This window comes from Propioniciclava tarda, from assembly GCF_900182665.1.
Taxonomy (GTDB): Bacteria; Actinomycetota; Actinomycetes; order Propionibacteriales; family Propionibacteriaceae; genus Propioniciclava; species Propioniciclava tarda.
In genome coordinates this window covers 62,466-86,337 of record NZ_FXTL01000004.1, presented here as the reverse complement: position 1 = coordinate 86,337, position 23,872 = coordinate 62,466, and the positions used below count along the sequence as shown (strand labels likewise).

Annotated in this window: 20 protein-coding genes; 11 read left to right on the top strand and 9 right to left on the bottom strand. The window is 69.5% G+C overall.

Annotated elements, in window-relative coordinates:
* Positions 1–93 precede the first annotated feature (93 nt).
* The 3 genes from FN821_RS05105 to FN821_RS05095 all read left to right on the top strand — a co-directional run bounded on the left by FN821_RS05105 (position 94) and on the right by FN821_RS05095 (position 3,249).
* Positions 94–966, top strand: a complete 873-nt coding sequence (locus FN821_RS05105) for a phosphatase PAP2 family protein (RefSeq protein ID WP_131171464.1) — start codon at positions 94–96, stop codon at positions 964–966.
* Between the two features lie 9 nt (positions 967–975).
* The gene (locus FN821_RS05100) at positions 976–1,836 is read left to right on the top strand and encodes a DNA-methyltransferase (protein WP_206661999.1); all 861 of its coding nucleotides are present in this window, start codon (positions 976–978) and stop codon (positions 1,834–1,836) included.
* 99 nt (positions 1,837–1,935) lie between these two features.
* Positions 1,936–3,249, top strand: coding sequence for an MFS transporter (locus FN821_RS05095; RefSeq protein WP_131171463.1), 1,314 nt, complete (start codon positions 1,936–1,938; stop codon positions 3,247–3,249).
* 37 nt (positions 3,250–3,286) lie between these two features.
* Here FN821_RS05095 and FN821_RS05090 read toward each other — a convergent pair whose 3' ends face one another.
* Entirely contained in the window at positions 3,287–4,474 is a 1,188-nt protein-coding gene (locus FN821_RS05090; RefSeq protein ID WP_241660104.1) for a TIGR04053 family radical SAM/SPASM domain-containing protein, read from the bottom strand.
* Positions 4,475–4,770: 296 nt separating this feature from the next.
* Positions 4,771–5,100 (bottom strand): M15 family metallopeptidase, encoded by a 330-nt coding sequence (locus tag FN821_RS05085; RefSeq protein WP_131171461.1) that lies wholly within the window; start codon positions 5,098–5,100, stop codon positions 4,771–4,773.
* 30 nt (positions 5,101–5,130) lie between these two features.
* Here FN821_RS05085 and FN821_RS05080 point away from each other — a divergent pair, with 30 nt between their 5' ends.
* The gene (locus tag FN821_RS05080) at positions 5,131–6,363 is read left to right on the top strand and encodes a multidrug effflux MFS transporter (protein ID WP_131171460.1); all 1,233 of its coding nucleotides are present in this window, start codon (positions 5,131–5,133) and stop codon (positions 6,361–6,363) included.
* A gap of 113 nt (positions 6,364–6,476) precedes the next feature.
* Here FN821_RS05080 and FN821_RS14195 read toward each other — a convergent pair whose 3' ends face one another.
* Positions 6,477–8,369 carry a PRC-barrel domain-containing protein gene (locus FN821_RS14195; RefSeq protein WP_165489249.1) on the bottom strand — a complete coding sequence of 631 codons (1,893 nt, stop codon included), beginning with the start codon at positions 8,367–8,369 and terminating at the stop codon, positions 6,477–6,479.
* Positions 8,370–8,563: 194 nt separating this feature from the next.
* The gene (locus FN821_RS05060) at positions 8,564–9,427 is read right to left on the bottom strand and encodes an ROK family protein (protein ID WP_131171459.1); all 864 of its coding nucleotides are present in this window, start codon (positions 9,425–9,427) and stop codon (positions 8,564–8,566) included.
* Positions 9,428–9,649: 222 nt separating this feature from the next.
* Here FN821_RS05060 and FN821_RS05055 point away from each other — a divergent pair, with 222 nt between their 5' ends.
* The gene (locus FN821_RS05055; RefSeq protein ID WP_131171458.1) at positions 9,650–10,435 is read left to right on the top strand and encodes a DeoR/GlpR family DNA-binding transcription regulator; all 786 of its coding nucleotides are present in this window, start codon (positions 9,650–9,652) and stop codon (positions 10,433–10,435) included.
* Here the strand turns inward: FN821_RS05055 and FN821_RS05050 are convergent.
* The 3 genes from FN821_RS05050 to FN821_RS05040 form a co-directional block, all read right to left on the bottom strand.
* Entirely contained in the window at positions 10,432–11,649 is a 1,218-nt protein-coding gene (locus FN821_RS05050; protein WP_131171457.1) for a galactokinase family protein, read from the bottom strand. The two genes, FN821_RS05055 and FN821_RS05050, sit on opposite strands and share 4 nt — an antisense overlap.
* Positions 11,650–11,817: 168 nt before the next feature.
* On the bottom strand, positions 11,818–12,627 hold the full coding sequence (locus FN821_RS05045) for a nucleotidyltransferase family protein (RefSeq protein ID WP_241660103.1): 810 nt from the start codon (positions 12,625–12,627) through the stop codon (positions 11,818–11,820).
* Positions 12,624–14,042 (bottom strand): phosphoglucomutase/phosphomannomutase family protein, encoded by a 1,419-nt coding sequence (locus FN821_RS05040; protein WP_131171456.1) that lies wholly within the window; start codon positions 14,040–14,042, stop codon positions 12,624–12,626. Before FN821_RS05040 ends, FN821_RS05045 begins: the two co-directional genes overlap by 4 nt.
* Before the next feature lie 115 nt (positions 14,043–14,157).
* Here FN821_RS05040 and galE point away from each other — a divergent pair, with 115 nt between their 5' ends.
* Positions 14,158–15,177: a UDP-glucose 4-epimerase GalE gene (gene galE / locus FN821_RS05035; RefSeq protein WP_131171455.1), complete on the top strand. Its 1,020-nt coding sequence runs from the start codon at positions 14,158–14,160 to the stop codon at positions 15,175–15,177.
* 83 nt (positions 15,178–15,260) lie between these two features.
* Here the strand turns inward: galE and FN821_RS05030 are convergent, their stop codons facing one another.
* Complete coding sequence (locus FN821_RS05030; protein ID WP_131171454.1) at positions 15,261–16,454, bottom strand: amino acid aminotransferase; 1,194 nt, start codon at positions 16,452–16,454, stop codon at positions 15,261–15,263.
* Positions 16,455–16,796: 342 nt separating this feature from the next.
* Between FN821_RS05030 and FN821_RS05025 the strand changes: the two genes are divergently transcribed.
* The 3 genes from FN821_RS05025 to FN821_RS05015 all read left to right on the top strand — a co-directional run bounded on the left by FN821_RS05025 (position 16,797) and on the right by FN821_RS05015 (position 20,202).
* Positions 16,797–18,080, top strand: coding sequence for an ABC transporter substrate-binding protein (locus tag FN821_RS05025; RefSeq protein ID WP_131171453.1), 1,284 nt, complete (start codon positions 16,797–16,799; stop codon positions 18,078–18,080).
* Between the two features lie 278 nt (positions 18,081–18,358).
* Complete coding sequence (locus FN821_RS05020; RefSeq protein ID WP_131171452.1) at positions 18,359–19,324, top strand: carbohydrate ABC transporter permease; 966 nt, start codon at positions 18,359–18,361, stop codon at positions 19,322–19,324.
* Complete coding sequence (locus FN821_RS05015; protein ID WP_338324571.1) at positions 19,321–20,202, top strand: carbohydrate ABC transporter permease; 882 nt, start codon at positions 19,321–19,323, stop codon at positions 20,200–20,202. The genes FN821_RS05020 and FN821_RS05015 overlap by 4 nt, the downstream gene beginning before the upstream one ends.
* A 150-nt stretch (positions 20,203–20,352) precedes the next feature.
* Here the strand turns inward: FN821_RS05015 and FN821_RS05010 are convergent, their stop codons facing one another.
* Positions 20,353–21,393, bottom strand: a complete 1,041-nt coding sequence (locus FN821_RS05010; RefSeq protein WP_131171451.1) for a zinc-binding dehydrogenase — start codon at positions 21,391–21,393, stop codon at positions 20,353–20,355.
* Positions 21,394–21,617: 224 nt separating this feature from the next.
* Here FN821_RS05010 and FN821_RS05005 point away from each other — a divergent pair, with 224 nt between their 5' ends.
* Positions 21,618–22,532 (top strand): ABC transporter ATP-binding protein, encoded by a 915-nt coding sequence (locus FN821_RS05005; protein WP_206661998.1) that lies wholly within the window; start codon positions 21,618–21,620, stop codon positions 22,530–22,532.
* A 1-nt stretch (position 22,533) separates the two neighbouring features.
* On the top strand, positions 22,534–23,820 hold the full coding sequence (locus FN821_RS05000; protein WP_131171450.1) for an ABC transporter permease: 1,287 nt from the start codon (positions 22,534–22,536) through the stop codon (positions 23,818–23,820).
* Positions 23,821–23,872: the final 52 nt, after the last annotated feature.

The window sequence follows — 23,872 nt, the reverse complement described above, 5'->3', positions numbered from 1 at the left end:
GGCTCTTCCGCTACTCAGGGTGGGTGCTCGTCCGCGCCGAGATGGGGTCGTGCACCGGTTGGGACGCGCCAAAGCGGCTGCGAGACTTCCCCGGTGAGCTCAACCTCGACGCCGCACGGCGAGATCAGCCCCCGCGACATGGGGGGCCCGCCGGCGGCGTCCAACCCTGATCGTGCGGACGCCGCGATCGGCTCCGACGACCACGCCGTCTGGACCAGCCGCGCGGGCCGCGCGCTGGCGTCCGTCGTGCGTTCGACCCGGGGCTGGGTGGGCGCGAACGTGGCGCTGATCGCGATGCTGGTGGCGGCATCCGGACTGCTGGTCGGGGCTCAGTGGGCGGCCGAGGAGCTGTTCGAGTCCGTGCTCGACAACGTCGGGCTCGCGGCGCTGGACAGTCCCGTCCTGACCTGGGTCGAGGGCATTCGGACGCCGTCGCTCAACGCCGCCGTGGCGTTCTTCTCCAACACGGGCGGGCCGGTGCTGCAGCCGATCCTGACGGCGCTCGTCGTGCTGTTCCTCGGCTGGCGTTGGAAGTCGTGGACGCCGGTCGTCCTCGCCCTGGTGGCGGCCGGTGGTTCGCTCGCGATGACGACGCTGGGCAAGCAGTTCTACGGACGCGTCCGGCCGCCGCTGAGCGACGCGATCCCGCCGTACGAGTACTCGCCGAGCTTCCCCAGCGGGCACACCCTCAACGGCACAGTCATCGCCGGGATCCTCTGCTACCTCATGCTGCACTGGTTCCGGACGCGAGGCGTCCGGACGCTCTGGGTGATCGTCGCCGCGGTGTATGCCGTAGCCATGGGGCTGTCGCGGGTCTACCTCGGCCACCACTGGCTCACCGACGTCATCGCCGGCTGGGTGTTCGGGCTGGCGTGGCTCGGCGTCGTCATGACCCTGCACCGCCTCTGGCTCACCGCCCGCGCGCGGTTCGGTCCGCAGCGCTGGACCGCGATGCTCGCACGATAGATTCGCGCCGTGACCTGGACGCCAGACGGACCCAACCTGGTCATGGGTGGCGACAACTTGGACGTCTGTCGCGACCTGCCGGACGCCTCGTTCCAGGTCATCTACCTGGACCCCCCCTTCAACACCGGACGCCGCCAGACCCGTTCGACGTTGACGACGAGACGATCGGACGCCGGCGGTCGCGTCGGCTTCAAGGGGCAGACGTACGAGACCGTTCGCGGCCGGGTGACGTCGTATGACGACGAGTTCGCCGACTACTGGGGCTTTCTGGAGCCCCGACTCGAGGAAGCCTGGCGACTGCTCACGGCGTCCGGCACGTTGTATCTTCACCTGGACTACCGCGAGGTGCACTACGCGAAGGTGCTGCTGGACGCGCTGTTCGGCCGCGAGTGCTTCCTCAACGAGATCATCTGGGCCTACGACTACGGCGCCCGGACGACCAAGCGCTGGCCGGCGAAGCACGACACGATCCTGGTGTACGTGAAGTCCCCGGACGCCTACTACTTCGACTCGGCCGAGGTCGACCGCGAGCCGTACATGGCACCCGGCCTTGTCACGCCCGAGAAGGCCGCCCGCGGCAAGCTGCCGACCGACGTCTGGTGGCACACCATCGTGTCGCCGACGGGGCGCGAGAAGACGGGCTACCCGACGCAGAAGCCGCTCGGGGTCTTGCGCCGGATCATCGCCGCGTCGTCGCGTCCGGGCGACTGGGTGCTCGACTTCTTCGCCGGGTCCGGGACGACGGGCGCGGCGGCGTCCGAGCTGGGTCGTCGGTTCGTCCTCGTGGACGCCAACCCCGAGGCGATCGAGGTCATGCGGCGACGGTTCGAGGGAATCGACGTCGAGTACTCGTCACATTCCCGGCTTTGACATGGTGGACCAAGCAAAAGTTGGGATTCAAAGCGCCAGACGGCCCGTCAGCGGCTCGCCTACGCTGCACACGACCGCCACACCATCGCGAAGGCTCCCATGACTGGACCACTCACCCGCTCCGAGCGGCTGGACCGCCTGCCCTTCACCCGCGCCCACGCGAAGGTGCTGGTCGGGTCCGGGGTGGGCTGGGCGCTGGACGCCATGGACGTCGGCCTCATCTCGTTCGTCATGGCCGCCCTCGCGGTGCAGTGGAAGCTGGACGCCACGACCCTGTCCTGGATCGGCTCGATCGGGTTCGTGGGCATGGCGCTGGGGGCGTCCCTGGGCGGACTGCTCGCTGACAAGCTCGGACGCCGCAACGTCTTCGCCCTGACCCTCCTGGTGTACGGCCTGGCGACGGGGGCGTCCGCGCTGGTCGGGAGCGTCGCGGCCCTGATGATCCTGCGGTTCCTGGTCGGGCTGGGGCTCGGCGCCGAACTGCCCGTGGCGTCCACGCTGATCAGCGAGTTCGCGCCGCGGCACATCCGCGGCCGGATGGTCGTCGCGCTCGAAGCCTTCTGGGCGGTGGGCTGGATCCTGGCCGCGCTCATCGGCTACCTCATCATCCCGACGCAGCCCGACGGCTGGCGCTGGGCGCTCGCGGTCGGGCTGGTGCCGACGGTGTACGCGCTGGTGGTCCGGTTCGGCATCCCCGAGTCGGTGCGCTGGCTCGAAAACCACGATCGGGACGCCGAGGCCGAGCGGTCCGTCCGCGTCTTCGAGGACGCCGCCGGCGTCGCGCCGGTTGAGACCCGTGAGTGGACGCCGTCGCCTGCGGTCGCGGGCGAGGGCATCTGGTCGGCTGTCTACCGGCGGCGGACGGCGGCCCTGTGGGTGGTGTGGTTCTGCATCAACCTGTCGTACTACGGCGCGTTCATCTGGCTACCATCGTTGCTGGTCAAGTCGGGTTTCACGCTCGTGAAGAGCTTCGAGTACACCCTCATCATCACGCTGGCTCAGCTGCCCGGCTACGCCGCGGCCGCGTACCTGATCGAGCGCTGGGGGAGGCGTCCGACGTTGGCGACGTTCCTGGTCGGCTCGGCCGTGGCGGCGGCGCTGCTCGGGTTCGCGACAACACCCGAAACGATCATCGCCGCGGGCTGCGCGCTGTCGTTCTTCAACCTCGGCGCGTGGGGGGCGTTGTACGCCGTCGGACCCGAGCTCTACCCCACCGGACTGCGCGGCACCGGCACCGGCGCGGCGGCAGCCTTCGGTCGGATCGCCTCGATCCTGGCGCCCTTGGTGGTGCCGGTGCTGCTGGTCGCTGGCGGGCATCCCGCGGTGTTCGGCGTGTTCGCGGCGGCGTTTGTGGTGGCGGCGATCGGCGCCTTGGCGCTCCCCGAGCTACGCGGACGCGCCCTCGACAACTAACCCGGCGAGGCGTCCGACGGGTTCGACAGACCCGACCTCAGCCGTGCTCGTGGTAGACGCAGAACGGCTCGGCGGCGAGGTAGTCGCCGGTCATCGCGTAAGCCCGCGCGCGGGAGCCGCCGCACGAGCCGCGGTAGCCGCAGGTGCCGCACTTGCCCTTGAGGAGCGTCCGGTCGCGGAGTTGTTTGAAGACCGGCGAGTTGCGGTAGATGTCGATGATGTCGGCGTCGCGGATGTTGCCGCACTTGAGCGGCAGGAAGCCCGACGGCATCACGTCGCCGGTGTGGCTGATGAACACGAACCCGTCGCCGTCGTTGACGTTGCGGGCGCGTCCGATGCCGTCGAGCTGGCTGTAGTGCATGCCGCGGGTCATGACCTCGGTGACGTCCTCGTCGGACTCGGCCCGCTTGCGCTGCATCACGACGCGCGAGTACTGCGGCGCGGCCGTCGCCTTGATGTCGAACGGCGCCGTCTTGGACAGGTCGTAGAGCTGGTTGAAGACGGCTTCGAATTCCTCAGCGGACGCCACATCGTCGGCCTTGGCGCGTCCCATGGGGACGAGGAAGAAGACCTCCCAGAACACGACCCCGAGGGTCGTCATCAGTGTGGTCATGGCGTCCATGTCGTCGATGTTCGCCTTGCGGATCACCGTGTTGACCTGGGTCGTCAGGCCCACCTCCTGCGCCTCGCGGAGGATGCGGAGCCCGTGATCGAAGCTGCCCTGCACCTGGCGGAACTCGTCGTGAATCGCGGCGTTCGAGCCGTCCAGGGAAATCGCCAGCCGGGTCAGCCCGACGCGCTTCAGCTCGATCATCAGCTCCTTCGTGGCCAGCGACGTGGTCGCCGGGGTGATGCCCATGCGCAGGCCGAGGTTCGCGCCGTGCCCGACCAGCTCGACGATGTCGGGACGCTTGAAGCAGTCGCCACCCGAGAACACGAACACGATGGGTCCGAACTCGCGCAGCCGGTTCATGAGGGCCTTGGCCTCGGCGGTCGTCAGCTCGCCGGAGTCGCGCTCCGGCTGCGCGCAGGCGCGGCAGTGCTTGCAGGACAGATCACAGGCCTGCGTCGTCTCCCAGATCGCGATGAACGGCGCCGAGTCGAAGTCGAGTCCCGATCTGGACGCCCCGTGCGGGTGCCCGCCCGGGTGGCCTCCTGGGTGCCCGCCGGGGTGTCCGCCGGGATGGCCTGTCGGGTGTCCGGGACGCGTCTGAGGCTGAGTCACGGGCCGTAACCTACCCGGCGGATCGCGCGGAGGCGTCCGGTTCGCAGGATCACGCCGGTCGCACATCACGGAGTTCCGTCGTACGACCAGACCGCTCAGGTGTCGCTAACCCGGAGGCCGCACGTGCCATCCAGCTCCGTGACCGAGCGTGCCCAGCCCAGGCTCCGTGGCAGCCGCGCCTAACGATCGGAACAGGAAACGTCACGCGCGAGAGCAAGGACGTCGAAAGGCCACCCACGTGCGCCCATCATCGGCGTCCCGAACATGAAGGCTGGTCCAACCAGCACGATGGGGAATTAGGCGACGCCCAGATACTGCTCGAATGTCAACCCCGGACGCCTCTCGAACTCCGCCGCCACGGCCTTGCCGACGTAGCGCACGTGCCAGGGTTCCCTCTCGTAGCCGGTGATCGCCTTCGCACCCTTCGGGTACCGGACGATGAACCCGTACTCGGTCGCGTTGCGCCCCAGGAGGCCGCCTCGGGGGGTGTGGTTGAAGGCCGTGCCGTGCGCGCCGGACGCGTTGGTCAGGTCGGCCGCGAGTCCGGTCTGGTGCTCGGACGCTGCGGGTACCGACCCGGCAACCGCTTGATCCGGGTCATCCCAGCAACCGACCGCGAAGGGCATCGACAACAGAGCAGGGCCAGACTGACGACCATGCGCAGGCGTCCCCCGGATTCGATCATCGTGACGGTCCTGGCCGGGCTGGGCATGTTCGGACCCTTCTCGACCGACACGATCTTCCCGGCCTTCGCCCAGATGGGGACGGACCTCGCGGCGTCCCCGGTGGCGCTGCAACAGCTCGTCAGCGTCTACCTCATCGTCTACGCGGCCTTCAGTCTCTTCCACGGACCCCTCTCGGACGCGCGCGGACGGCGTCCGGTCATCCTCGTCGGACTGGTCGTCTACCTGCTCGCGTCCGTGGGCTGCGCCCTGGCGCCGAACCTGGGGTTCCTGCTTGTCATGCGGGGATTGCAGGGAGCCGGAGCCGGGGCGTCCCAGATCATCGGACGCGCCCTCGTCCGCGACTACTTCGAGGGTGAGAAGGCACAGAAGATGATGGCGAGCATCGCGATGATCTTCGGGCTGGCGCCGGCGGTGGCGCCGATCGTGGGCGGCTGGATCCTCGGCTGGACCAACTGGCGCGGCATCTTCTGGTTCCTCGTCATCTGGGCGGCGCTGATGATCGCCGCGACGTTCCTGCTGCCCGAGCCGATCGGGCCGGAGCGGCGGCGTCCATTCTCACCGGGACCGGTCCTGGCCGGCCTGGGCCGCGTCTGGCGGAACGCAGACGGACGCCGCCTCGCCCTGATCGGCGCCGTGCATTTCGCCGCGCTGTTCCTGTACATCAGCGGGGCGCCGCTGGTGATGGGCCTGCTGGGCGGCGGCGAGCAGGACTACTGGAAGCTGTTCGTGCCCATCGTCGTCGGCATGATCGCCGGCTCCTGGGTCTCCGGACGCCTCGCGCATCTGCCCGGACGCCGCCTCGCGTTCGTCGGCTACCTGGTCGGCACGATCGGCCTGCTCATCAACCTGGGTCTGGCGCTGATCCCCGCGACGCGCGGACTCCCCTACTCGGTGCTGGCCATTCCGCTGCTGGCGTTCGGCATGTCGGTGGTCTTCCCGATCCTGACGCTCGCCATGCTCGACCTCTTCCCGACCGACCGAGGCGCGGCGGCGTCCGTTCAGGGGTTCGCGAGCCTGCTGGTGAACGCCGTCATCGCGGGCGTCGTGGCGCCGCTGCTGGGCGGCTCCCTGGTCACGCTGGCCGTCGGCTCGCTGGTGCTGTTCACCACGGCCTGGCTGATCTGGACGCGTCACGTCCGCCGCACCCGCCTCGCTCCCACCACCCCGGACGCCCCCGGCTACGAGCCGCTCGACGAGATGTAGAGCGTTACAGGGGGCCACGCCGCGCAGCGGCGTCCATGATCACGCGCAGCTCGGGCCAGACGCAGGACGACCCCGGGAGTCAGCGCTCCCGGGGTCGTGCGTGTCGCTGTCGCTCAGTCCTTCTTGCCGAAGATGTCCTCGAACGTGTGGATGATCGAGTACAGGATGTTGCCTTCGGAGTCGCGGTAGATCGTCTCGCGGGTGTGCGACGGGTGCATGCGGAACGACCCGCTGTGGGCTTCCTGCGCCGCCGTGTCACCCTCGACCGGGGCGCTCAGCACGCCGGACGCCGGGAGGTGGTGATCCGCCTCGGCCTCGACGGGCTCCGCGCCCCACTCCCCTTCGACGGTCGCATCGGACGCCTCGGGTGCGGCGTCCTCGACGGCGACCTCGGACGCCGCGGCGTCCCAGCTGTCCTCGCCCTGCCAGCCCGGCTGGGCCAGGTCGGTGACCTCGTCCGCGGATGCCTCGACGTCCTCGGGAGCGATCGCGGTGGCGTCGACCACGAGGGGACCGTCGGTGGCGGACGGGATGATGCCGGCCTTGGCCTCCTCGTAGAGGACGCCTTCCTCGGTGAGCCCACCGTAGGGGGTAGCCACCGGGATGACGTCCTCCTCGGTGACGGCTGCCTCGGCATCGAACGCGTTCGCGAACACCGGCGCAGCGGACGCCTCGGCGACGGCGTCCGCACCCTCGACCGCCTCGGCGGCGGGGGCGTCCACGACCTCGGCGACGGGCTCGGCCACCGGCTCAGCGGCAGCCTCGTCATCGTGGCCGTGGAGGTGCGCCATGGCGCCTTCGAGACCGTCGCGGAGGGCGTCCGTGACGCCGGCCAGCTGCGAGGACGCCTTGTCGAGGCCCTCGCGCAGCAGCGCAGTGAGTCCGGCGGCGGCGACCGGGGCGGCCGCGCCGGCGGCGGCGACGGCAGCGGCGTTCGGGGCACCGGCCGCGGCTGCGGCGGCAGCACCGACGCCCGCCACGCCAGCGGCACCGGCGGCGACGGCGTCCGAGGCGCCATCGAGAGCGGAGCTACGGATCGGCGCGGGGGCGTCCCAGGAGGTGGCCTCGCGCAGCTCCCAGGACTCCTGCTTGGCAGGGGCGGCGTACGGGGCGTCGAACGGGCCGACCTCGACCGCCGGCTCGGCAGCGGCGGGCTCGTAGCTGGCCCGGTAGGTGTCGACGAGCGACTCGGGCAGCGCGATCGCGGGGGCATCCGGATCGGCGACCGGGACCTCGACCACGGCAGACGGGTCGATCGCGGGCGCGGCTTGGTACATGGGGGCGTGCGCGTCCACGCCGACCTCGGGGACGACGACCTCGGCCTCGGGAGCGATCATCGCGGCATCCGCGGCCTCGACGACGGGCGCCTCCACGGCGTCCACGACGTCGGCGACCGGGGACCGGTAGGTGTCCACCAGGTTCTCGGGGACCTCCACCACGGAGGCGTGCGCGTGGTCGCTGACCGGAACCTCGACCACGGCGGACGGGTCGACGGCCGGCGGGGCCTGGTACATCGGGGCGTGGGCGTCCACGCCGACCTCGGGCACGACGACCTCGGCCTCGGGGGCGATCATGGCCGCGTCAGCAGCGGCGACCAGCGGCGCCTCGCCCTCGTAGGCGGGAGCGGTGGCGTCCATCACCACGGTGTCAGCCGCCTCGGCGACCACGGGAGCCGCGGCGGCCGCGACGACCGGGGCGTGCCGGGTGAAGTACTCGATGAGGGCCTGCTGCTCGGCCTCGCTGATGTGGCCGCTGTCAGCGATCGCGGGGGCGCCGTTGATGACGTCCTTGCCGTAGGCCAGGACGAGGCGGTCACCGTCCAGCCGGGAGCCGGCCAGCGGCGCGAACAGAGTCTTGGTGCCGAAGAGTCCGGCGGTGAGGGTCACCCACGCCGGCTCGTTGGATAGGTCGTCAACGTAGACGTCGCCGACGCGTCCAACCTTGTTTCCGTCCTTGCAGTACGCAGTAGCCGCACGCACAACGGCGATGTCATTGATGGAGACCACAGCCCCGTCCCTTCTTAGGTTCGACGTCATCCGACGCCCGTCTTCGCGCCGCCGCAGCCGTTCGCAGGCCGACAAGGGCAGGCGCTGCGAGCGACGGGACGGTTCGCTACACCAGTATGGCGGTGTCGCCCATGATCGGGCAGCCCCATCGGTCAAGCTCTCGGCACATCGAGCGCCCGGGTCGGCGCGGCCCCTCAGTCGGCGCTCAGCGCCAACGCGGCCGCCCCCATCGCCTCGGCGTCCGGGCCAAGACGGCTGACCACCAGCCTGGGCCGCGGCAGGATGCCCAGCAGGGACTCGAGGCGTCCAGACAACGGCTCGACGAGCGCCGAGCCGGCCTGCGCCATGCCTCCGGCTAGCACGATCACCTCCGGCGCGGTGGCGGCGACGGTGAACGCCAGGCACTGGGCCAGCGCGGAGACGGCCTCGTTTACGACGGCCGCCGCGACCGGGTCGCCCTGCGCGAGGCGTCCGAAGACGACGTCGGCTCCGGCCGACGGGAGGCCTCCGCTGCGGTCGGCGTACCGGCGGGTCACCGCCTCGGCCGAGGCGAGGCGCTCGATGCTTACCAGCGATGTCGGATCGGCCGGGTCCGGCACCAACGGCTGGCCGATCTCGCCGTGCCAGGGTCCGGACGCGGGCTCGCCGTCGGTCACCGTGACGGCCGACACGCCCGTGCCCAGGTTCACGTACAAGAATCGGACGCCGCCGTGCCCGCCCCAGCGCGCCTCGGCACGCGCACCGCAGCGGACGTCGTGACCGAGGGCGACGGGGGCTCCGATGGCGTCCGACAGCCTTTCCCGCAGCGGGGAGTCCCGCCAGGGCAGGTTGCTGCCGCTCAGCGCGACGCCCCTGGTCTCGTCCACGATGCCGGCGACGCAGACGCCCACCCGCGGCTCGCCGAGCTCGCGCGCCAAGGCCGCGACGGCGTCCACGAGCGCGGCCTCGTCGGTCGGGGTCGGCACCGGCACCGGGCCTGGGAAGCGGCGGCCGGAGGCGTCCAGGCGCAGGCCTTTGATCGTGGTGCCGCCCACGTCGATGCCCGCTGCCCGTCTCATCGCGTCCAGCGTTGGCCCGGACGCCTCACGCGTCAAGCCGGACGCCGCCGCGCAACCCGATTTTGGTCACTCTCACCGGGCTCTGGTGGTCGAAAGCGCCGCCGAACCGTCACTGAGAGTGCGCAAAACCGGGTTGCGCATCGGTGCGGCGTGCCGGAGGCGTCCGTTTGGGCAAGAATCGACAGCGACGCCGGTGAACCCGGCAGCGACCAGGAGGCAGCCATGGCCCGGCAGGACCGGCTTTCCACGCTCGTCGACTACGTGGTCGAGCGCGGCTCGGTGCACGTTGACGACATCGTGGCCGACCTGGGGGTGTCGCCGGCGACGGTCCGCCGCGACCTGGACGCCTTGGCCGCGCAGCAGTTGATCATCCGGACGCGCGGCGGTGCGACCGCCAACCACACGTCCGGGGAGGTGCCGCTGCGCTACCGGACCGCTCGTCAGCCCCGCGAGAAGGAGGCCATCGCGCGAGCGGCGGCGGCCATGGTGCGTCCGGGCGAGATCGTCGGCTTCAACGGGGGCACGACGACGACGGCGGCGGCGCATGAGTTGGGCGTCCGGATCGCCGGCGAGCCCGAGTTCGCGGGTCACTACATCACCGTCGTCACGAACGCGGTGAACATCGCCAACGACCTGACGATCCGCGAGCAGGCGCGCGTCGTTGTCACGGGCGGCGTCGCCCGGACGCGCTCGTACGAGCTGGTCGGCCCCCTGGCCGAGCTGATTTTGCCGTCGATCACGATCGAGACGCTGTTCCTCGGCGTCAACGCGGTCGACTTCGACGGCGGCTTCTACACCCACACCGAGGACGAGGCGTCCATCAACGCGGCTCTGGTCCGGGCGGCGCGGCGCACAGTCGTCCTCGCCGACTCGTCCAAGCTGGGTGGGACCGCCTTCGCCCGGATCTGCGGGCTCGCTGACGTCCAGACCCTGATCACGGACGCCGGCGCGTCCGATTCGGCGTTGGCCCAGTTGGACGCCGCCGGCGTCCAGGTGATCGTGGTCTAGATCCGCTCGGCCGCCGATCCCGGACGCGTCACGAGCACGGACGCCCCGGTCTCGTCCGGGAATTCTGAGCGGTAGCGCGCCAGCCAGTCGTGGGCGAAGGCGTCCGCGTCTTGCGCGTCGACGAGCGCCCAGACCGAGCCGCCGAAGCCGGCCCCGAACGCCGAGGACGCGTGCGCGCCCAGCTCGCGCGCGGACGCCGCCAGCGCGATCGTCTGCGGCACCTGGTTGCCCAGCAGGGTCTCGGCCAGCCGCTGCGATTCGGCGCTGACACGGCCGAACGTCGCCCAGTCGCCGGACGCCAGCGCACGGGTCGCGCCGGGCACCAGCCCGTAGGACTCCTGCAGGAAGTGCTCGAGCCGCGCCGACAGCCAGGCGTCGCCCCCGGTCACCCGGCGCAGCACCCCGAGCGTCGGGTCGGCGGGGTCGGGCGCATCACCGGCGAGCGTGCGCACGACGGCGGCGAGTGTCGCGGCACGGCGTCCGGACCGCTCGTTCCACAGGTCCAAGATGGACGCCGTCGCTAGCGATGCCCGGTTGTAGGCGTCGCGCGCCGGCCCCGTCTTCTCGGCGAGGACGCCGCTCACGGCGACCACGAACGCGACGTCTTCACTCAGCGGCACCGACTCGATCACCCGCAGCGGATCGAACTCGACCTGCAACAGCTCGCCGACCGAGCCGCAGAGCATCGCCGTGTGGTCCTCGGAGCCGCCGAACGTGCCCACCCCGCGCGAGCCGGCGAGGCCGCGCCAGGTGCGTCCGTTCTCGATGCAGGCCAGGTAGCCGGCCAGGGACAGCCGATCGGGGCAGGCGTCCTGCCAGGCCGGCGTCGACGAGAAGCCGTTCAGGTCGGCCAGCGCCAGCGCCACCCCACACAGCAGCGCCGACGACGAGCTCATCCCGGACGCCGGCGGCAGGTCTGACGTGATCGTGAGTTCACAAGGGGCGATGGTGCCGAAGTTGGCGGTCAGCCGGTCGATCGCCGTCTGGACGTAGCGCGCCCAGTGCCCGTCCGGCAGCCCCGGATCAACCCCAGCGGCCAGCCGCACCCGGTCGCCGAAGGCGTCCGTGGACGCCACCACGCCCTCTCCCCCGAGCGTCGCACGCACCGTGATGCCGTGGTCGATCGCCCCGACCAGGACGCGTCCGCCCGCGTAGTCGGTGTGCTTGCCCAGCACCTCAATGCGTCCGGGGACCCGCCACGTCAGGCTGCTCATGCCCCCACTCCCTCCCGCACACCCCACGAACGTGTTTGCTCGGTTTCGGGAAGAAATCCCGCCTTTGCCGCACGGCAAACCCGGGAAACTGGCCGAAACCGAGCAAACTCGATGGAGGTCTGCCGAGCCCGCGGACGCCGACCTCGGTCCCGCTGTCAGGCGACGCGCTCACAGCCGGACCTCCCGTCCGGCGACCCGGGCGGCCACCCCGGCGATGTCTGCGCGACTGGACAGGTCCAGCACGCCGGACGCCACCGGCACGACCCGCACCTGGTGCCCCGCTCTACCCAGCGCCGACACGGCGTCCGCGATCTCGTACTCCCCCCGCGCGGACGGCCCGATCGCTCGGCAGGCGTCAAACACAGCCGGCGTAAACGCCCAACAGTTCATGCTGATCAACGCGCGCGGCCCGGCCGCCTCAACCTCGGACGCCGACGGCTTCTCGGTGATTCCAGTGAGCACCCGGCCCGCCGACCGCAGGATCGCGTACGCCGCCACCCGCTCAGCCGGGATGTTCCCCAGCGCCACCAACGCTTCCCGCTCGTACCCGAGCGTCGCGTTCCCCGCCACCGAGCCAAGCCGCGCGACGGCGTCCGGGGCGTAGTAGTTGTCGCCGTTGACGACGACGAACCGCCGCGACCCGACCCACGATTCGGCCGCCGCGACGGCGTCCGCCGTGCCCAACGGACGCTCCTGGATCGCGTACCCGATCGACAACCGCCCCGCCGGACGCGCGTCGTAGTACTCGCGCACCGCGCCATGCTCGGGCCCGATGACGAGGCACACGTCCCGGACGCCGGCGTCCGCGAGCGCCGAGAGGACGTAGTCCAGGAACGGACGCCCGCCCAGCGGCATCATCGCCTTCGCTCCGCCGTCGGCGGCGCGCTCCTGGTCGGCGTCCAAGACCACATCGGACGCCGCCCGCATGCGGCTGCCCAGCCCGCGGGCCAGCACCACCGCCGTGGTCAACGAACTCACTCCCCCACCCCCAAATGCCGTGCGACAAGGTCTGACACCTCGGACGCCGCGGCGAGCGTCTCCTGCTCGCAGAAGACCCGCAGCACCGGCTCGGTGCCCGAGAACCGGATGGTGACCCAGCCGCCGTCGGCGAAGTAGACCTTGCAGCCATCCTCCCAGGCGACGCGCTCCACCGCCTGCTCGAACGCGGGCAGGTCGTGGTCGACGAACAGACGGCGCTGCAGTTCCGCTCGCCGCTCGGGCGTGAAGGTGAACGACCGCTCGACCATCTCGAGGCTTCCGTAGGTGGCGACGAGATCGGCGTAGATCTCGGACAGCTTCTTGCCCGACTTCGCCACCATCTCGACGAGTAGCGAGCCGGCGTAGATGCCGTCCTTGCCAGCAATGTGCCCGCGGACCGTCAAGCCGCCTGACGACTCGCCGCCGATCACGGCGTCCGTCTCGGTCATCTTCGCCGAGATCCACTTGAAGCCGACGGGCACCTCGTGGCACTCCTGGCCGTGCGCGGCGGCGACCCGGTCGAGCAGGTGCGTGGTCGACATGTTGCGCACAGCCGGACCCGTCCAGCCCTTGCCGGTCAGTAGGTAGTGGTACAGCAGCACCAGCACCTGGTTCGGGCTCAGGTACTCGCCGCGGTCGTCGACGATGCCGAGCCGGTCGGCGTCCCCGTCGGTGGCGATGCCGAGGTCGGCGTGCTTGTCGAGGACCGCGCGACGCAGCGTCTCCATGGACGCCTCGGTCGGCGACGGCATCCGTCCGCCGAAGAGCGCGTCGTGACGCTCGTTGATGACCTCGACCTGGCAGCGGGCGGTCAGTAGCACCGTCTGCAGGCAGGTCTGCGCAACGCCGAACATGGGGTCGAGGACGACGCTCAGGTGCCCGTGCCGGATGGCGTCAACGTCGAGCTGGTCCAGGATCGCGTCGATGTACCAGTTCAGGCTCGTTTGCACGGTGACAAGGCCGGACGCCCTCGTCGCCTCCGGGGACGCCCACCTCACGTCGGCGTCCGACAGACTGTTGACATGCGCTGCGAGTTCGTCGGTGATCTCGAGTTCGGCGTCCCGGCCGCCCTCGGTGAAGAGCTTGATGCCGTTGTAGAGGGCGGGGTTGTGGGACGCCGTGACGGCGATCCCGTACGCGCAGCCGAGGTTGCGGACCGTCCACATGAACATCGGCGTCGGCGCCGGGCGACCGATCAGCGTCACCGGGACGCCGTTGCCCACGAACACCTCGGTCGCCCACCAGGCGGCGACGTCGGAGAGGAAGCGCCGGTCGTAGCCGATGACGACGCCGCGCTCGGCGACGCCCTCTGCGGCCATCCGGTCACAGAGGCCCTGGACCAGCAGGCGCACGTTCGCGCGCGTGAAGCCGTCGCCGATGATGTCGCGCCAGCCGCCGGTTCCGAACGAGATCATGGTGGCCCCCCTGTCGTTGACTGATCGTATCTGATTCTAAATGGCACCGAACATGCAGTTTTGATCAGTCTGCGAGCGGTGTAGCGTTGGCTGGGGTCCACAAGGAAGGCGTCCCATGAAGCTTCTGGTCACCGGCGGAGCGGGCTACATCGGCTCCCACACCACGTTGGCGCTCCTGCGGTCCGGGCACGACGTCGTCATCGTGGACGACCTGTCGAACTCGTCGCGCGAGGCCGTCGTCCGCGTCGGCGAGTTGGCCGGACGCGAGCCCGTCTTCATCGAGGCCAACATCGGGGACGCCGCGCGGCTGGCGTCCGTTTTCGCCGAGCACCGTCCGGACGCCGTCATCCACTTCGCCGGACGCAAGGCCGTCGGCGAGTCGACCCAGCTGCCGCTGCTCTACTACCGCGAGAACGTCGCGGCGACGGTGACGCTGCTCGAGACGATGGCCGAGTTCGGCTGCAAGCGGATCGTGTTCAGCTCGTCGGCGACCGTCTACGGCGCGTCCGAGCCGCCGTTCACCGAGGACTCGCCCACCGGCGCCACCAACCCGTACGGGCGCACCAAGCACATGATCGAGCAGATCTTGTCGGACGCCGCGGCCGCCGACGATGAGTTGGCGGTCGGCGTCCTGCGGTACTTCAACCCCATCGGGGCGGACGCGTCCGGTCGGATCGGCGAGGACCCCCAGGGCATCCCCAACAACCTGGTGCCGTTCATCGCGCAGGTGGCCGCGGGGCGGCGTCCGGAGTTGGTCGTCTTCGGCAACGACTACGACACGGTGGACGGCACCGGAGTGCGCGATTACGTGCACGTCGTCGACCTAGCCGCCGGGCACCTGGCGGCGCTCGAGTACCTCAGCGGACGCCCCGGCTTCCACGTCTGGAACCTCGGCACCGGACGCGGCACGTCCGTCCTGGAGCTGGTCGCGGCGTACGAGGCGGCGTCCGGGATCGCGATTCCCTATCGCATCGCGCCGAGGCGTCCGGGTGACGTGGCGGTGAACTACGCCGACCCGGCGAAGGCCCAGCGCGAGCTGGGCTGGACAGCCGTCAAGGGCATCGACGAGATGTGCGCCGACACGCACCGCTGGCAGTCCGCGAACCCGAACGGCTACGCGCGCAGCGCTGGCTGAGCCGCCGGTGTGCTTCCACAGGTGACTTTGTTGGCGTCTACCCCGACAACGTCACCCGTGGGAGCGATGGACTTGCCCCGCGACTACAGAACCGCCGCGATCGCCTTGGAGACGTACTCGACGTTGCCCGCGTTGAGGGCGGCGACGCAGATGCGGCCGGCGTCCGTGCCGTAGACGTGATGCTCCTCGCGGAGCTTGATCATCTGGTCCTTGGTGAGGCCCGAGTAGCTGAACATGCCGACCTGCTCGGCGATGAAGCCGAAGTCCGTGACCCCCTCGGCCTCGAGCCCAGCGACCAGCGCCTGGCGCATCTCCTTGATCCGGTCGCGCATGGCGGCCAGCTCGTCGACCCACAGGGCCCGCAGGTCGGCGTCCTTCAGGACGGTCTCGACGAGCGCGGCGCCGTGGGTGGGCGGGTTGGAGTAATTCGTCCGGACCACGATCTTCACCTGCGACAGGACGCGCTTGGCCTCGTCGGCGTCCGCGCAGACGATCGACAGCGCGCCGACGCGCTCGCCGTACAGCGAGAACGACTTCGAAAACGACGTCGAGCAGAAGAACGACAGTCCGGCGTCCACGAACTTGCGGACGACCGCGCCGTCCTCCTCGAGGCTCTTGGCGAAGCCCTGGTAGGCCATGTCGAGGAACGGCACGAGCCCGCCGGCCTTCACGACGGCGATGACCTCGTCCCACTGCGCGGGGGTCAGGTCGTAACCGGTCGGGTTATGGCAGCAGGCGTGCAACAGGACGATCGTGCCGGACGCCGCCGCGCGCAGGTCCGCGAGCATGCCGTCGACGTCGATGCCGCGGCGCGCCGGGTCGTAGTAGCGGTACTCCCCCACCTCGATGCCGGCGCGGGTGAACAGCGCGCGGTGGTTCTCCCACGACGGCGTCGAGATCAGGACGCGGGCGTCCGGGTTGAGGAACTTGAGGAAGTCGGCGCCGATCTTCAGCGCGCCCGTGCCACCGAGGGCTTGGATCGTGATGGTGCGTCCGGAGGTGACGGCGTCCGAGCCCTCGCCGAACACCAGCGCCTTGACGTCGTCGTCGTAGAGCTTCATGCCGTCGATCGGCAGGTAACCGCGTGGCTTGGGCTCGGCGGCGAGGCGCTCTTCGGCGGCCCGAACGGCCGCCAGCAGCGGCAGCTTGCCCGTCTCGTCCTGGTAGACGCCGACGCCGAGGTTCACCTTGCGCGGATCCGTGTCGGCGTTGAACTTCTCGGTCAGCCCCAGAATCGGGTCGGCCGGGGCAGCGGTGACGTCAGTGAACAGCGACATGGAAACACCTTTGATCTAGCGCGGCGCGCGGTGGAGTGGCGTCGCCATCCTAAAGGTTCGTCCGTTTTCACAGTCCGGACGCCCACGCGCCGGTCCGCCGCGAGCCCCACGTACCGGCAACCCATCGGCGCAAAGCTCTCCGTTGGCTGAGCTTGTCGAAGCCGGCTGACCCGGGCGCTCCAGGGACCCACCAACCGGCCTAGCCCTTCGTCAGGTGTAACGCTCCGTCGGCTGCGGCGTCCGTTGGCTGAGCTTCTGTCGAAGCCCGCTGATCCGGTCGACCCACCGACTCCGCGGAAACCCGGTGTCGATATCAAAGAAATTTCAACTACGCTTCGGCGCATGAGCCTCTCTCGTCGTCACCTCTTCACCCTGTCGGGCGGCATCGCCGCCACCGCCGGACTCGCCGCGTGCGGGTCCAACACCGGACGCACCGACACCGCCGCCCCGGCTGCGAGTTCGGCCGCTGCCGCGCTGCCGAGCGTCTCCGTCTGGTACCACAAGTACGGCGAAGACGGCGTCGAGCAGGCCCTCAAGAAGTGGGCCGCCGAGTACACCAAGGCCAAGGTCAGCGTGAACTGGGTCGCCGCCGACTACGAGAAGACGGCAGCCGCGGCGCTCCTCACCTCCAGCGGACCCGACGTCTTCGAGTGGGGCACCGGACCGTCACTGGACATGATCCAGGCCAAGCAGGTCGTCGACGTCACCGACATCGTCGGCGCCGCAAAGGCCGACTTCACGCCCACGGTCATGAAGCGCCTCACCTTCCAGGACAAGATCTGGGCCGTCCCGCAGACCGTCGACATGCACCTGCTCTACTACCGCAAGTCGCTGCTGACCAAGGCCGGCCTGCAACCCCCGAAGACGATCGACGAGCTCATCGCGGCCGCGAACGCCCTCAAGACCAAGGACATGGGCGGCTTCTTCGCCGGCAACGACGGCGGCCTCGGCGTCCTCGGCTCCTTCATCATCTGGGCGGCCGGCCTCGAGCAGATCTCGGCCGACGGCAAGTCCGCCGGCTTCAACACGGGCGCCCTCTACGACGCCGTCGCCAAGTTCAAGACGCTCTTCGACGCCCCCGGCATGCTCAAGTCCGCCTCGACCGACTGGTACGACGCCACCCCGTTCATCAACGGCGAGACCGCGATGCAGTGGGCCGGCCTCTGGGACATGACGAAGGTCCAGGCCGCCCATCAGGACGATTTCGGGGTCATCCCGTTCCCGGCGATCGGCTCCGGCGGACGCCAGGTCGTCCCGTTCGGCGCCTACAGCGCCTGCGTCTCGGCCAAGGCCAAGGACGTGGACGCCGCCAAGGCCTACGTCAAGGCCATCTGGGTGGACGACGACGCCAAGCAGATCGAGTTCAGCAATGCGTTCGGGACGCACATCCCGGCGAAGCCGAAGCTGTTCGCGCAGGCGTCCAAGGTCGCGTCCGGCGCCGGCGCGGACGCCGCCAAGTTCGTCACGGACTTCGGCCACATCGACGACATCCTGTGGACGCCGGCGTCCGGCACCGCCTACTCGACGGCCTTGTCGAACGTGGTCAAGAGCGGCAAGGACGCGCAGACCGAGTTCACCGCCGCCGCCGACAAGGTCGCCGCCGAGCTCAAGCGCGTCACCGGCTGATCGGACGAAACAGTGGGCGGGTTTGGTACTCGTACTCCGGTACCAAACCCGCCACCAAGTCCAGGGTTCTTGGCTAAGTCCGGGCGCTGGTTCAGTCCGACTCGTCAGCGCATTGTCTCGACCGCTGTTGTGACCGTCAGCGCAATGTCAAGAACACCCTGGCGACCAGTTCGTTGCGCTGACCCCCACCATTCGCCCAGCGCACAACTCATTGCGCTGACCGATTCCGGGCAACGATCCTTTGCCCACCACTTCCCGTTCGCTCGACAGGACCGCCCATGACCACAGCGCAGGCCGCGCCAACGGCGTCCGGACGCCTCAGGCGGACCCCGACGCGTCCCGGGAACGCCCTCGCGCGCAGCCGAAACCGCTGGTTCTGGGCCTTCGTGACGCCGTTCCTGGCGGGCCTGATGGTGTTCGTCTACATCCCGATCGCGTGGAGCCTGTACCTGTCGTTCTTCGACGCCCGCAACACGGTCACCCCGACGAAGTTCGTCGGCTTGGGCAACTACGCCTACCTGCTGAGTGATCAGCTGTTCTTGAACTCGATGGGCACGTTCATCGTGTTCGCCCTTGTCATCGTGCCGTTGACGTTCGCATGTTCGCTGGGGCTGGCGTTGCTGCTGCACAAGATCCCGGTCATGCAGGCGTTCTTCCGGTCGGCGTTCTTCCTGCCGACGGCGTGCTCGTACGTGGTGGCGTCCATGGTGTGGCGGATGTCGTTCTTCAACGGCGCGCGCTTCGGCATGTTCAACACGGGCCTGCGCGGGCTCGGCCTCGACCCAGTCAACTGGCTCGAGGGCGGCTCCAACTACTGGTACTGGGTCGTGCTGGTCAGCCTGCGGCTGTGGCTGCAGGTCGGGTTCTACATGGTGCTGTTCATCGCCGGGCTGAACGCGATCGACCCGCAGGTCTACGAGGCCGCCGCGATCGACGGTGCGCGCGGCTTCAACGTGTTCCGCTCCATCACGCTGCCGCTGCTGCGGGCCACCTCGATCGCGGTGGCGATGCTGCTGCTGATCAACGCGTTCCAGGCGTTCGACGAGTTCTACAACACGCTCAACACGGTCCGCGGCTACCCGCCGTACGCGCGTCCGCCGCTGGTTTACGTCTACCTCATCTCGTTCGGCGAAGGCTCCCAGGACCTCGGCATCGGCAGCGCCGGCACCATGATCCTGACGATGGTGATCTTGGTGTTCAGCCTGGTCCAGAGCCGGATCCTCTCGATCGGGGCCGACAAGTGACCGCCCAGCAGGCCGGCGCCCGCGGCGTCCGGCTGTCGGGTTCGTCCGGACGCCGCACCCGCGGCCTGGGTCTGTGGTTGCGCTATCTGACGTTGACGGTGCTGGCCGTGGCGTTCTTGATGCCCTTCTACGTGATCGCGCGCAATGCGTTCTCGACGCAGTCCTGGATCACGGCGGCGTCCTGGAACTGGCTGCCGAACGCGTTCGGGGTCGACAACGTGGCGCGCGTCCTGGCGGACCCGGGCATCGGCGTCCTGGCGGCGCTTGGCACGTCCGCAGTCGTGGCGGTGCTGCAGACCGTCGGCACCGTCGTGATCGCGATGATGGCCGGCTACGGGCTGGCGCGCTGGACGACCCGGGCCGCGCGGTGGGCGACAGGGCTGACGGTGTTCACGCTCATGGTGCCCACGACCGTGACGTTCGTGCCCATGTTCGTGATGGTCAGCACGCTCGGGTGGATCTCGACGTTCCGGGGCCTGATCATCCCGGGGCTGTTCTCGGCGTTCGCGGCCTACCTGTTTAGGTCGTCGTTCGTCGACTTCCCGCGCGAACTGGAAGAGGCGGCGGCGATCGACGGGGCTGGTCCGTGGCGGGCGTTTTGGCGGATCGTCGTCCCGAACAGCATGGGCATGGTGGCGGCCGTTGGCACGATCACGTTCATCGGGACGTGGAACGCCTTCCTCTGGCCGTTGCTCATCGCGCAGGACCCCGGCATGCGGACGGTTCAGGTGGCGTTGAGCCAATACATGACCTCGCAGGGGATTCGGTATCCCGAGATGTTCATGGGGGCCCTGATCGCCATCGCGCCGGCCCTGGTGGTGTTCGTGTTCCTGCAACGCTGGCTCGTCCAGGGCGTTACGCAGTCAGGCCTTAAGTAGGCGCACGCCCTGAGCCGTTAGCCGGCCTTGATGACCTCATCCGCCAGCGGCGCGGTGAAGGGCTGTACCGCGTTCCACTCGCTGAACGTCACGGCGGGCGCACCCCCCGCCTGAGACTCAGCGCCGCCCTTCCGCCCGAGCTTCCGCGATCTAGCCTGCCAGAGACGTCCCAGCTCTAGCCGCAGCGAACCCCGCGACGGCGTCCATCTCGGACGCGAGCGGCAGGCGCACCACGATCTTGCCCAGGTGCTCACCGGACGCGAGCGCTTCGAAACCGTCGCGAATTTCCTCCAGCGGCACGACGCGATCAATGAGCTCCTCCGGCAGGGGACCCTTCTCGTCGATCAACGCCAGCAACCCCTTGAGCTCGTCGAGGGTGCACATGGTCGACCCGACGATCTTGAGCTGCAGGTAGAAGACCCGCTGCAACTCGGGGTCCGGCGAGCCGCCGGTGGTCGCGCCGCACAGCACGACCGTCCCACCCGGACGCAGCGCCCGCAGCGAGTGCGACCACGTCGCCTCGCCCACCGTGTCGACCACGACGTCGACTCGTTCGGGCAGCCGGGCCCCCGTCTCGAACGCCGCATCGGCGCCCATCGCCAGCGCGTAGGCGCGCTTCTCGGGCGTCCGCGCCGTGGCGTACACCCGAGCCCCGAGCGCCTTCGCGATCCAGATGGACGCCGCCGACACTCCCCCGGACGCCCCCTGCACCAGCACCGCCTGGCCCGCGCTCACTCCGGCCCGCGTCGTCAGCATCCGGTAGGCCGTGCCCCACGCCACGGGCAGGCAGGCGGCCTCGTCGAACGACAGCCCGTCGGGCAGGTCAACGACATTGCGCCGAGGCACGGCGATGTACTCCGCGAACGTCCCGGGGTGGATCTCCGACAGGATCTCGCGCCGCGGGTCCAGGGTCTCGTCGCCGCCGCCGGCGTCCGGATCACCGATCACGCCGTGCAGCAGCACCCGTCGCCCGTCCAGTTCACCGACCCCATCGCAGCCCAGGATCATCGGGATGCGCTCAGCCGGATGCCCGACCCCGCGCAGCGTCCACAGGTCGTGCGGGTTGAGTGACGCCGCCCGGACCCGCACCTTCACCCAGCCCTCGGGCACCTCGGGCTCGGGCACGTCCTGGACCACCAGCCCCGCGATCGGATCCGTCGCCGACTGGGCTACCGCCACCGCTGCTCTCATGAACGCCTCCTGCTCTCTACCCGGATTCTGTCCCTCTCAACCGACAGAATCGCGCACGTCGGCCACCGGCGACACCGTGAGAGTGACGAGATTTGGGTTTGAGGCGTTCGGCACGGGTGGTCGGCTCTCCACCACCGCCCACGACACCCGATTCGACCATCGGCTAACAGCGCCTCGCCCTGGGTCGCTCGGGAACTGTCTGCCACGCCTGATAGGCATGACCCATGCAACCCACCCCGGTGATCGAGGTCGACGACTTCACGATGACCTTCGGCGACAAGACGGTCATCGACGGCCTCACGTTCGACGTTCGCCCAGGCGAGACGTTCGGCCTGCTCGGCTCGAACGGCTCGGGCAAGACGACGACGATCCGCGCGCTGCTCGGCATCTACACCCCGACGGCCGGACGCCTCCTCGTCCAGGGACGCCCCTACGACCCGGCCGTCCACGGAGGCCTGTCCTACCTCCCAGAAGAGCGCGGCCTCTACAAGAAGGAGACGGTCATCGACGTGATGACCTACTTCGGCCAACTCAAAGGACTCCCCCGCGCGCAGGCGTCCGCCTGGTCGTTGCACTTTCTCGAGCGTGTCGACCTGGCCTCCCACGCCCGGACGCGCCTCGACAAGCTGTCGGGCGGCCAGCAGCAGAAGGTGCAGCTGGGCGTCACCGTGATGGCGAACCCGGAGATTCTGATCCTGGACGAGCCCACGAAGGGCTTCGACCCCGTGAACCGCCGACTGCTGCTCGACATCATCGAAGACCACCAGCGCGCCGGCGCGACCGTCGTCATGGTCACCCACCAGATGGAGGAGGTCGAGCGCCTCTGCGACCGCGTCCTGCTGCTCAAGGACGGCCGCGCCGAGGCGTACGGCACAGTCACGGAGGTCCAGGAGCACTACGGCGGGCGCATGATCCGGCTCACCTATGCCGGCGTCCTGCCGACCTCGAGCGCGTACGTCATCGAGACCAACGAGAAGAACTACGCCGAGTTGTCCCTGACATCGGACGCCGACGCGCAAGTCGTCCTGCGGCAGCTGCTGGACGCCGGCGTGACCGTCCGCTCGTTCGAGGCTGGGCTCGCCAGCATGGAAGAGGTGTTCCTGCGCATCTACGGCGCGGACGCCGCGAAGGAGGCCTGACATGGCTGATACCACACGCCGTCCGGGCGCCTGGCACAACCTCGGCACCGTCATCGCGTTCGAGGTCCGCCGCACGCTCAAGCGCCGCTCGTTCTGGGCGATGACCCTGGCCGTGCCGGCGCTGATGCTGGCGATCAGCGCCCTGGTCATCTTCAGTAACGGCTCGGCGATGAAGAGCGTGGACGCCTCCCAGCGTCAGCAGGTCCCCTTCACCTACACGGACGCGTCCGGGCTCATCGACCCGACCATCGCTGCCAAGAGTGGCGGAACTCCGACCTCGGACGCCGACGCCGCCCGCGCCGCCGTGGTCGCGGGCAAGGCCGACCTGTTCATCGCGTATCCGGCCGATCCGACCAAGCAGACGATCGAAGTTGCCGGGCGCGACAAGGGCATCGCGCAACCGACGGACTACGCCGGGATCGCCCGCTCCGTCCTGCTGGCTTCGGCGAAGGAGAAGGTCTCGGACGCCAAGCTGGCCGGCGTCCTGACCGGCACGCCGCGCGTCCACGAGCTGACGTACGCGGACGGCAGGGTCGCGCCGGGCGTGGCGTCGGTCATCCTGCCGGGGGCGTTCCTGGTGCTGTTCTACCTAGCCATCATCATGTTGGGCAATCAGATGCTGAACATCACGGTGGAAGAGAAGGAGAACCGCGTCACCGAGATGATCTTGACGACGATCCAGCCGACGACGCTCATCCTCGGCAAGCTGCTGGCCCTCGTGGCGGTCGGCTTGGTGCAGACGCTCGTCCTGATCGGGCCGATGTTGGTGCTGCCCGGGCTGATCATGACGCTCCTGGGCGCCAACCTGCCGAGTTCGGCTGATCTGCCCCCGGACGCCCTCCCGTCCATGGCGGACCTGGCGTCGGCGATCAATCCGCCGGCCATCGCCGTCGGCGCCCTGTTGTTCCTCGGCGCCTTCTTGATGTTCACCGGGCTGCTGGTGTCGATCGGCGCGATCATGCCGACGGCCAAAGACGCTGGCTCCGCGTTCGGCACCATCGTCATCGCCCTGTTCCTGCCGTTCTATGCGATGGGCATCTTGATGGCCGATCCGCACGGGGTGGCCTCGCAGGTGCTGACGTTCTTCCCGCTGACCTCGCCGGTGACGGCGATGGTCCGCAACGCGACCGGCACGCTCTACCCGTGGGAGACGGCCGTGACCCTGGTCCTGATCTACGGGTTCGCGGCGCTCTTCCTGGCCCTCGGCGTCCGGCTGTTCCGGACGGGCTCGATCAGCTACAACGCCAAGCTCGACATTCGGAAAGTTTTCAGTTCTCGACGCTGTTGACAGTGAATATTGCTTGCAACGTCACCGTTTGACGCTAGGATCGCCCGGACTC

Excerpts from the sequence above, each read along its gene's own strand:
- FN821_RS05010 (WP_131171451.1), bottom strand. The coding sequence starts at position 21,393 with ATGAGAGCAGCGGTGGCGGTAGCCCAGTCGGCGACGGATCCGATCGCG.
- FN821_RS05060 (WP_131171459.1), bottom strand. The coding sequence starts at position 9,427 with ATGAGACGGGCAGCGGGCATCGACGTGGGCGGCACCACGATCAAAGGC.
- galE (WP_131171455.1), top strand. The coding sequence starts at position 14,158 with ATGAAGCTTCTGGTCACCGGCGGAGCGGGCTACATCGGCTCCCACACC.
- FN821_RS05095 (WP_131171463.1), top strand. The coding sequence starts at position 1,936 with ATGACTGGACCACTCACCCGCTCCGAGCGGCTGGACCGCCTGCCCTTC.
- FN821_RS05050 (WP_131171457.1), bottom strand. The coding sequence starts at position 11,649 with ATGAGCAGCCTGACGTGGCGGGTCCCCGGACGCATTGAGGTGCTGGGC.
- FN821_RS05000 (WP_131171450.1), top strand. The coding sequence starts at position 22,534 with ATGGCTGATACCACACGCCGTCCGGGCGCCTGGCACAACCTCGGCACC.
- FN821_RS05085 (WP_131171461.1), bottom strand. The coding sequence starts at position 5,100 with ATGCCCTTCGCGGTCGGTTGCTGGGATGACCCGGATCAAGCGGTTGCC.
- FN821_RS05030 (WP_131171454.1), bottom strand. The coding sequence starts at position 16,454 with ATGTCGCTGTTCACTGACGTCACCGCTGCCCCGGCCGACCCGATTCTG.
- FN821_RS05020 (WP_131171452.1), top strand. The coding sequence starts at position 18,359 with ATGACCACAGCGCAGGCCGCGCCAACGGCGTCCGGACGCCTCAGGCGG.
- FN821_RS05025 (WP_131171453.1), top strand. The coding sequence starts at position 16,797 with ATGAGCCTCTCTCGTCGTCACCTCTTCACCCTGTCGGGCGGCATCGCC.
- FN821_RS05040 (WP_131171456.1), bottom strand. The coding sequence starts at position 14,042 with ATGATCTCGTTCGGAACCGGCGGCTGGCGCGACATCATCGGCGACGGC.
- FN821_RS05005 (WP_206661998.1), top strand. The coding sequence starts at position 21,618 with ATGCAACCCACCCCGGTGATCGAGGTCGACGACTTCACGATGACCTTC.
- FN821_RS05080 (WP_131171460.1), top strand. The coding sequence starts at position 5,131 with ATGCGCAGGCGTCCCCCGGATTCGATCATCGTGACGGTCCTGGCCGGG.
- FN821_RS05055 (WP_131171458.1), top strand. The coding sequence starts at position 9,650 with ATGGCCCGGCAGGACCGGCTTTCCACGCTCGTCGACTACGTGGTCGAG.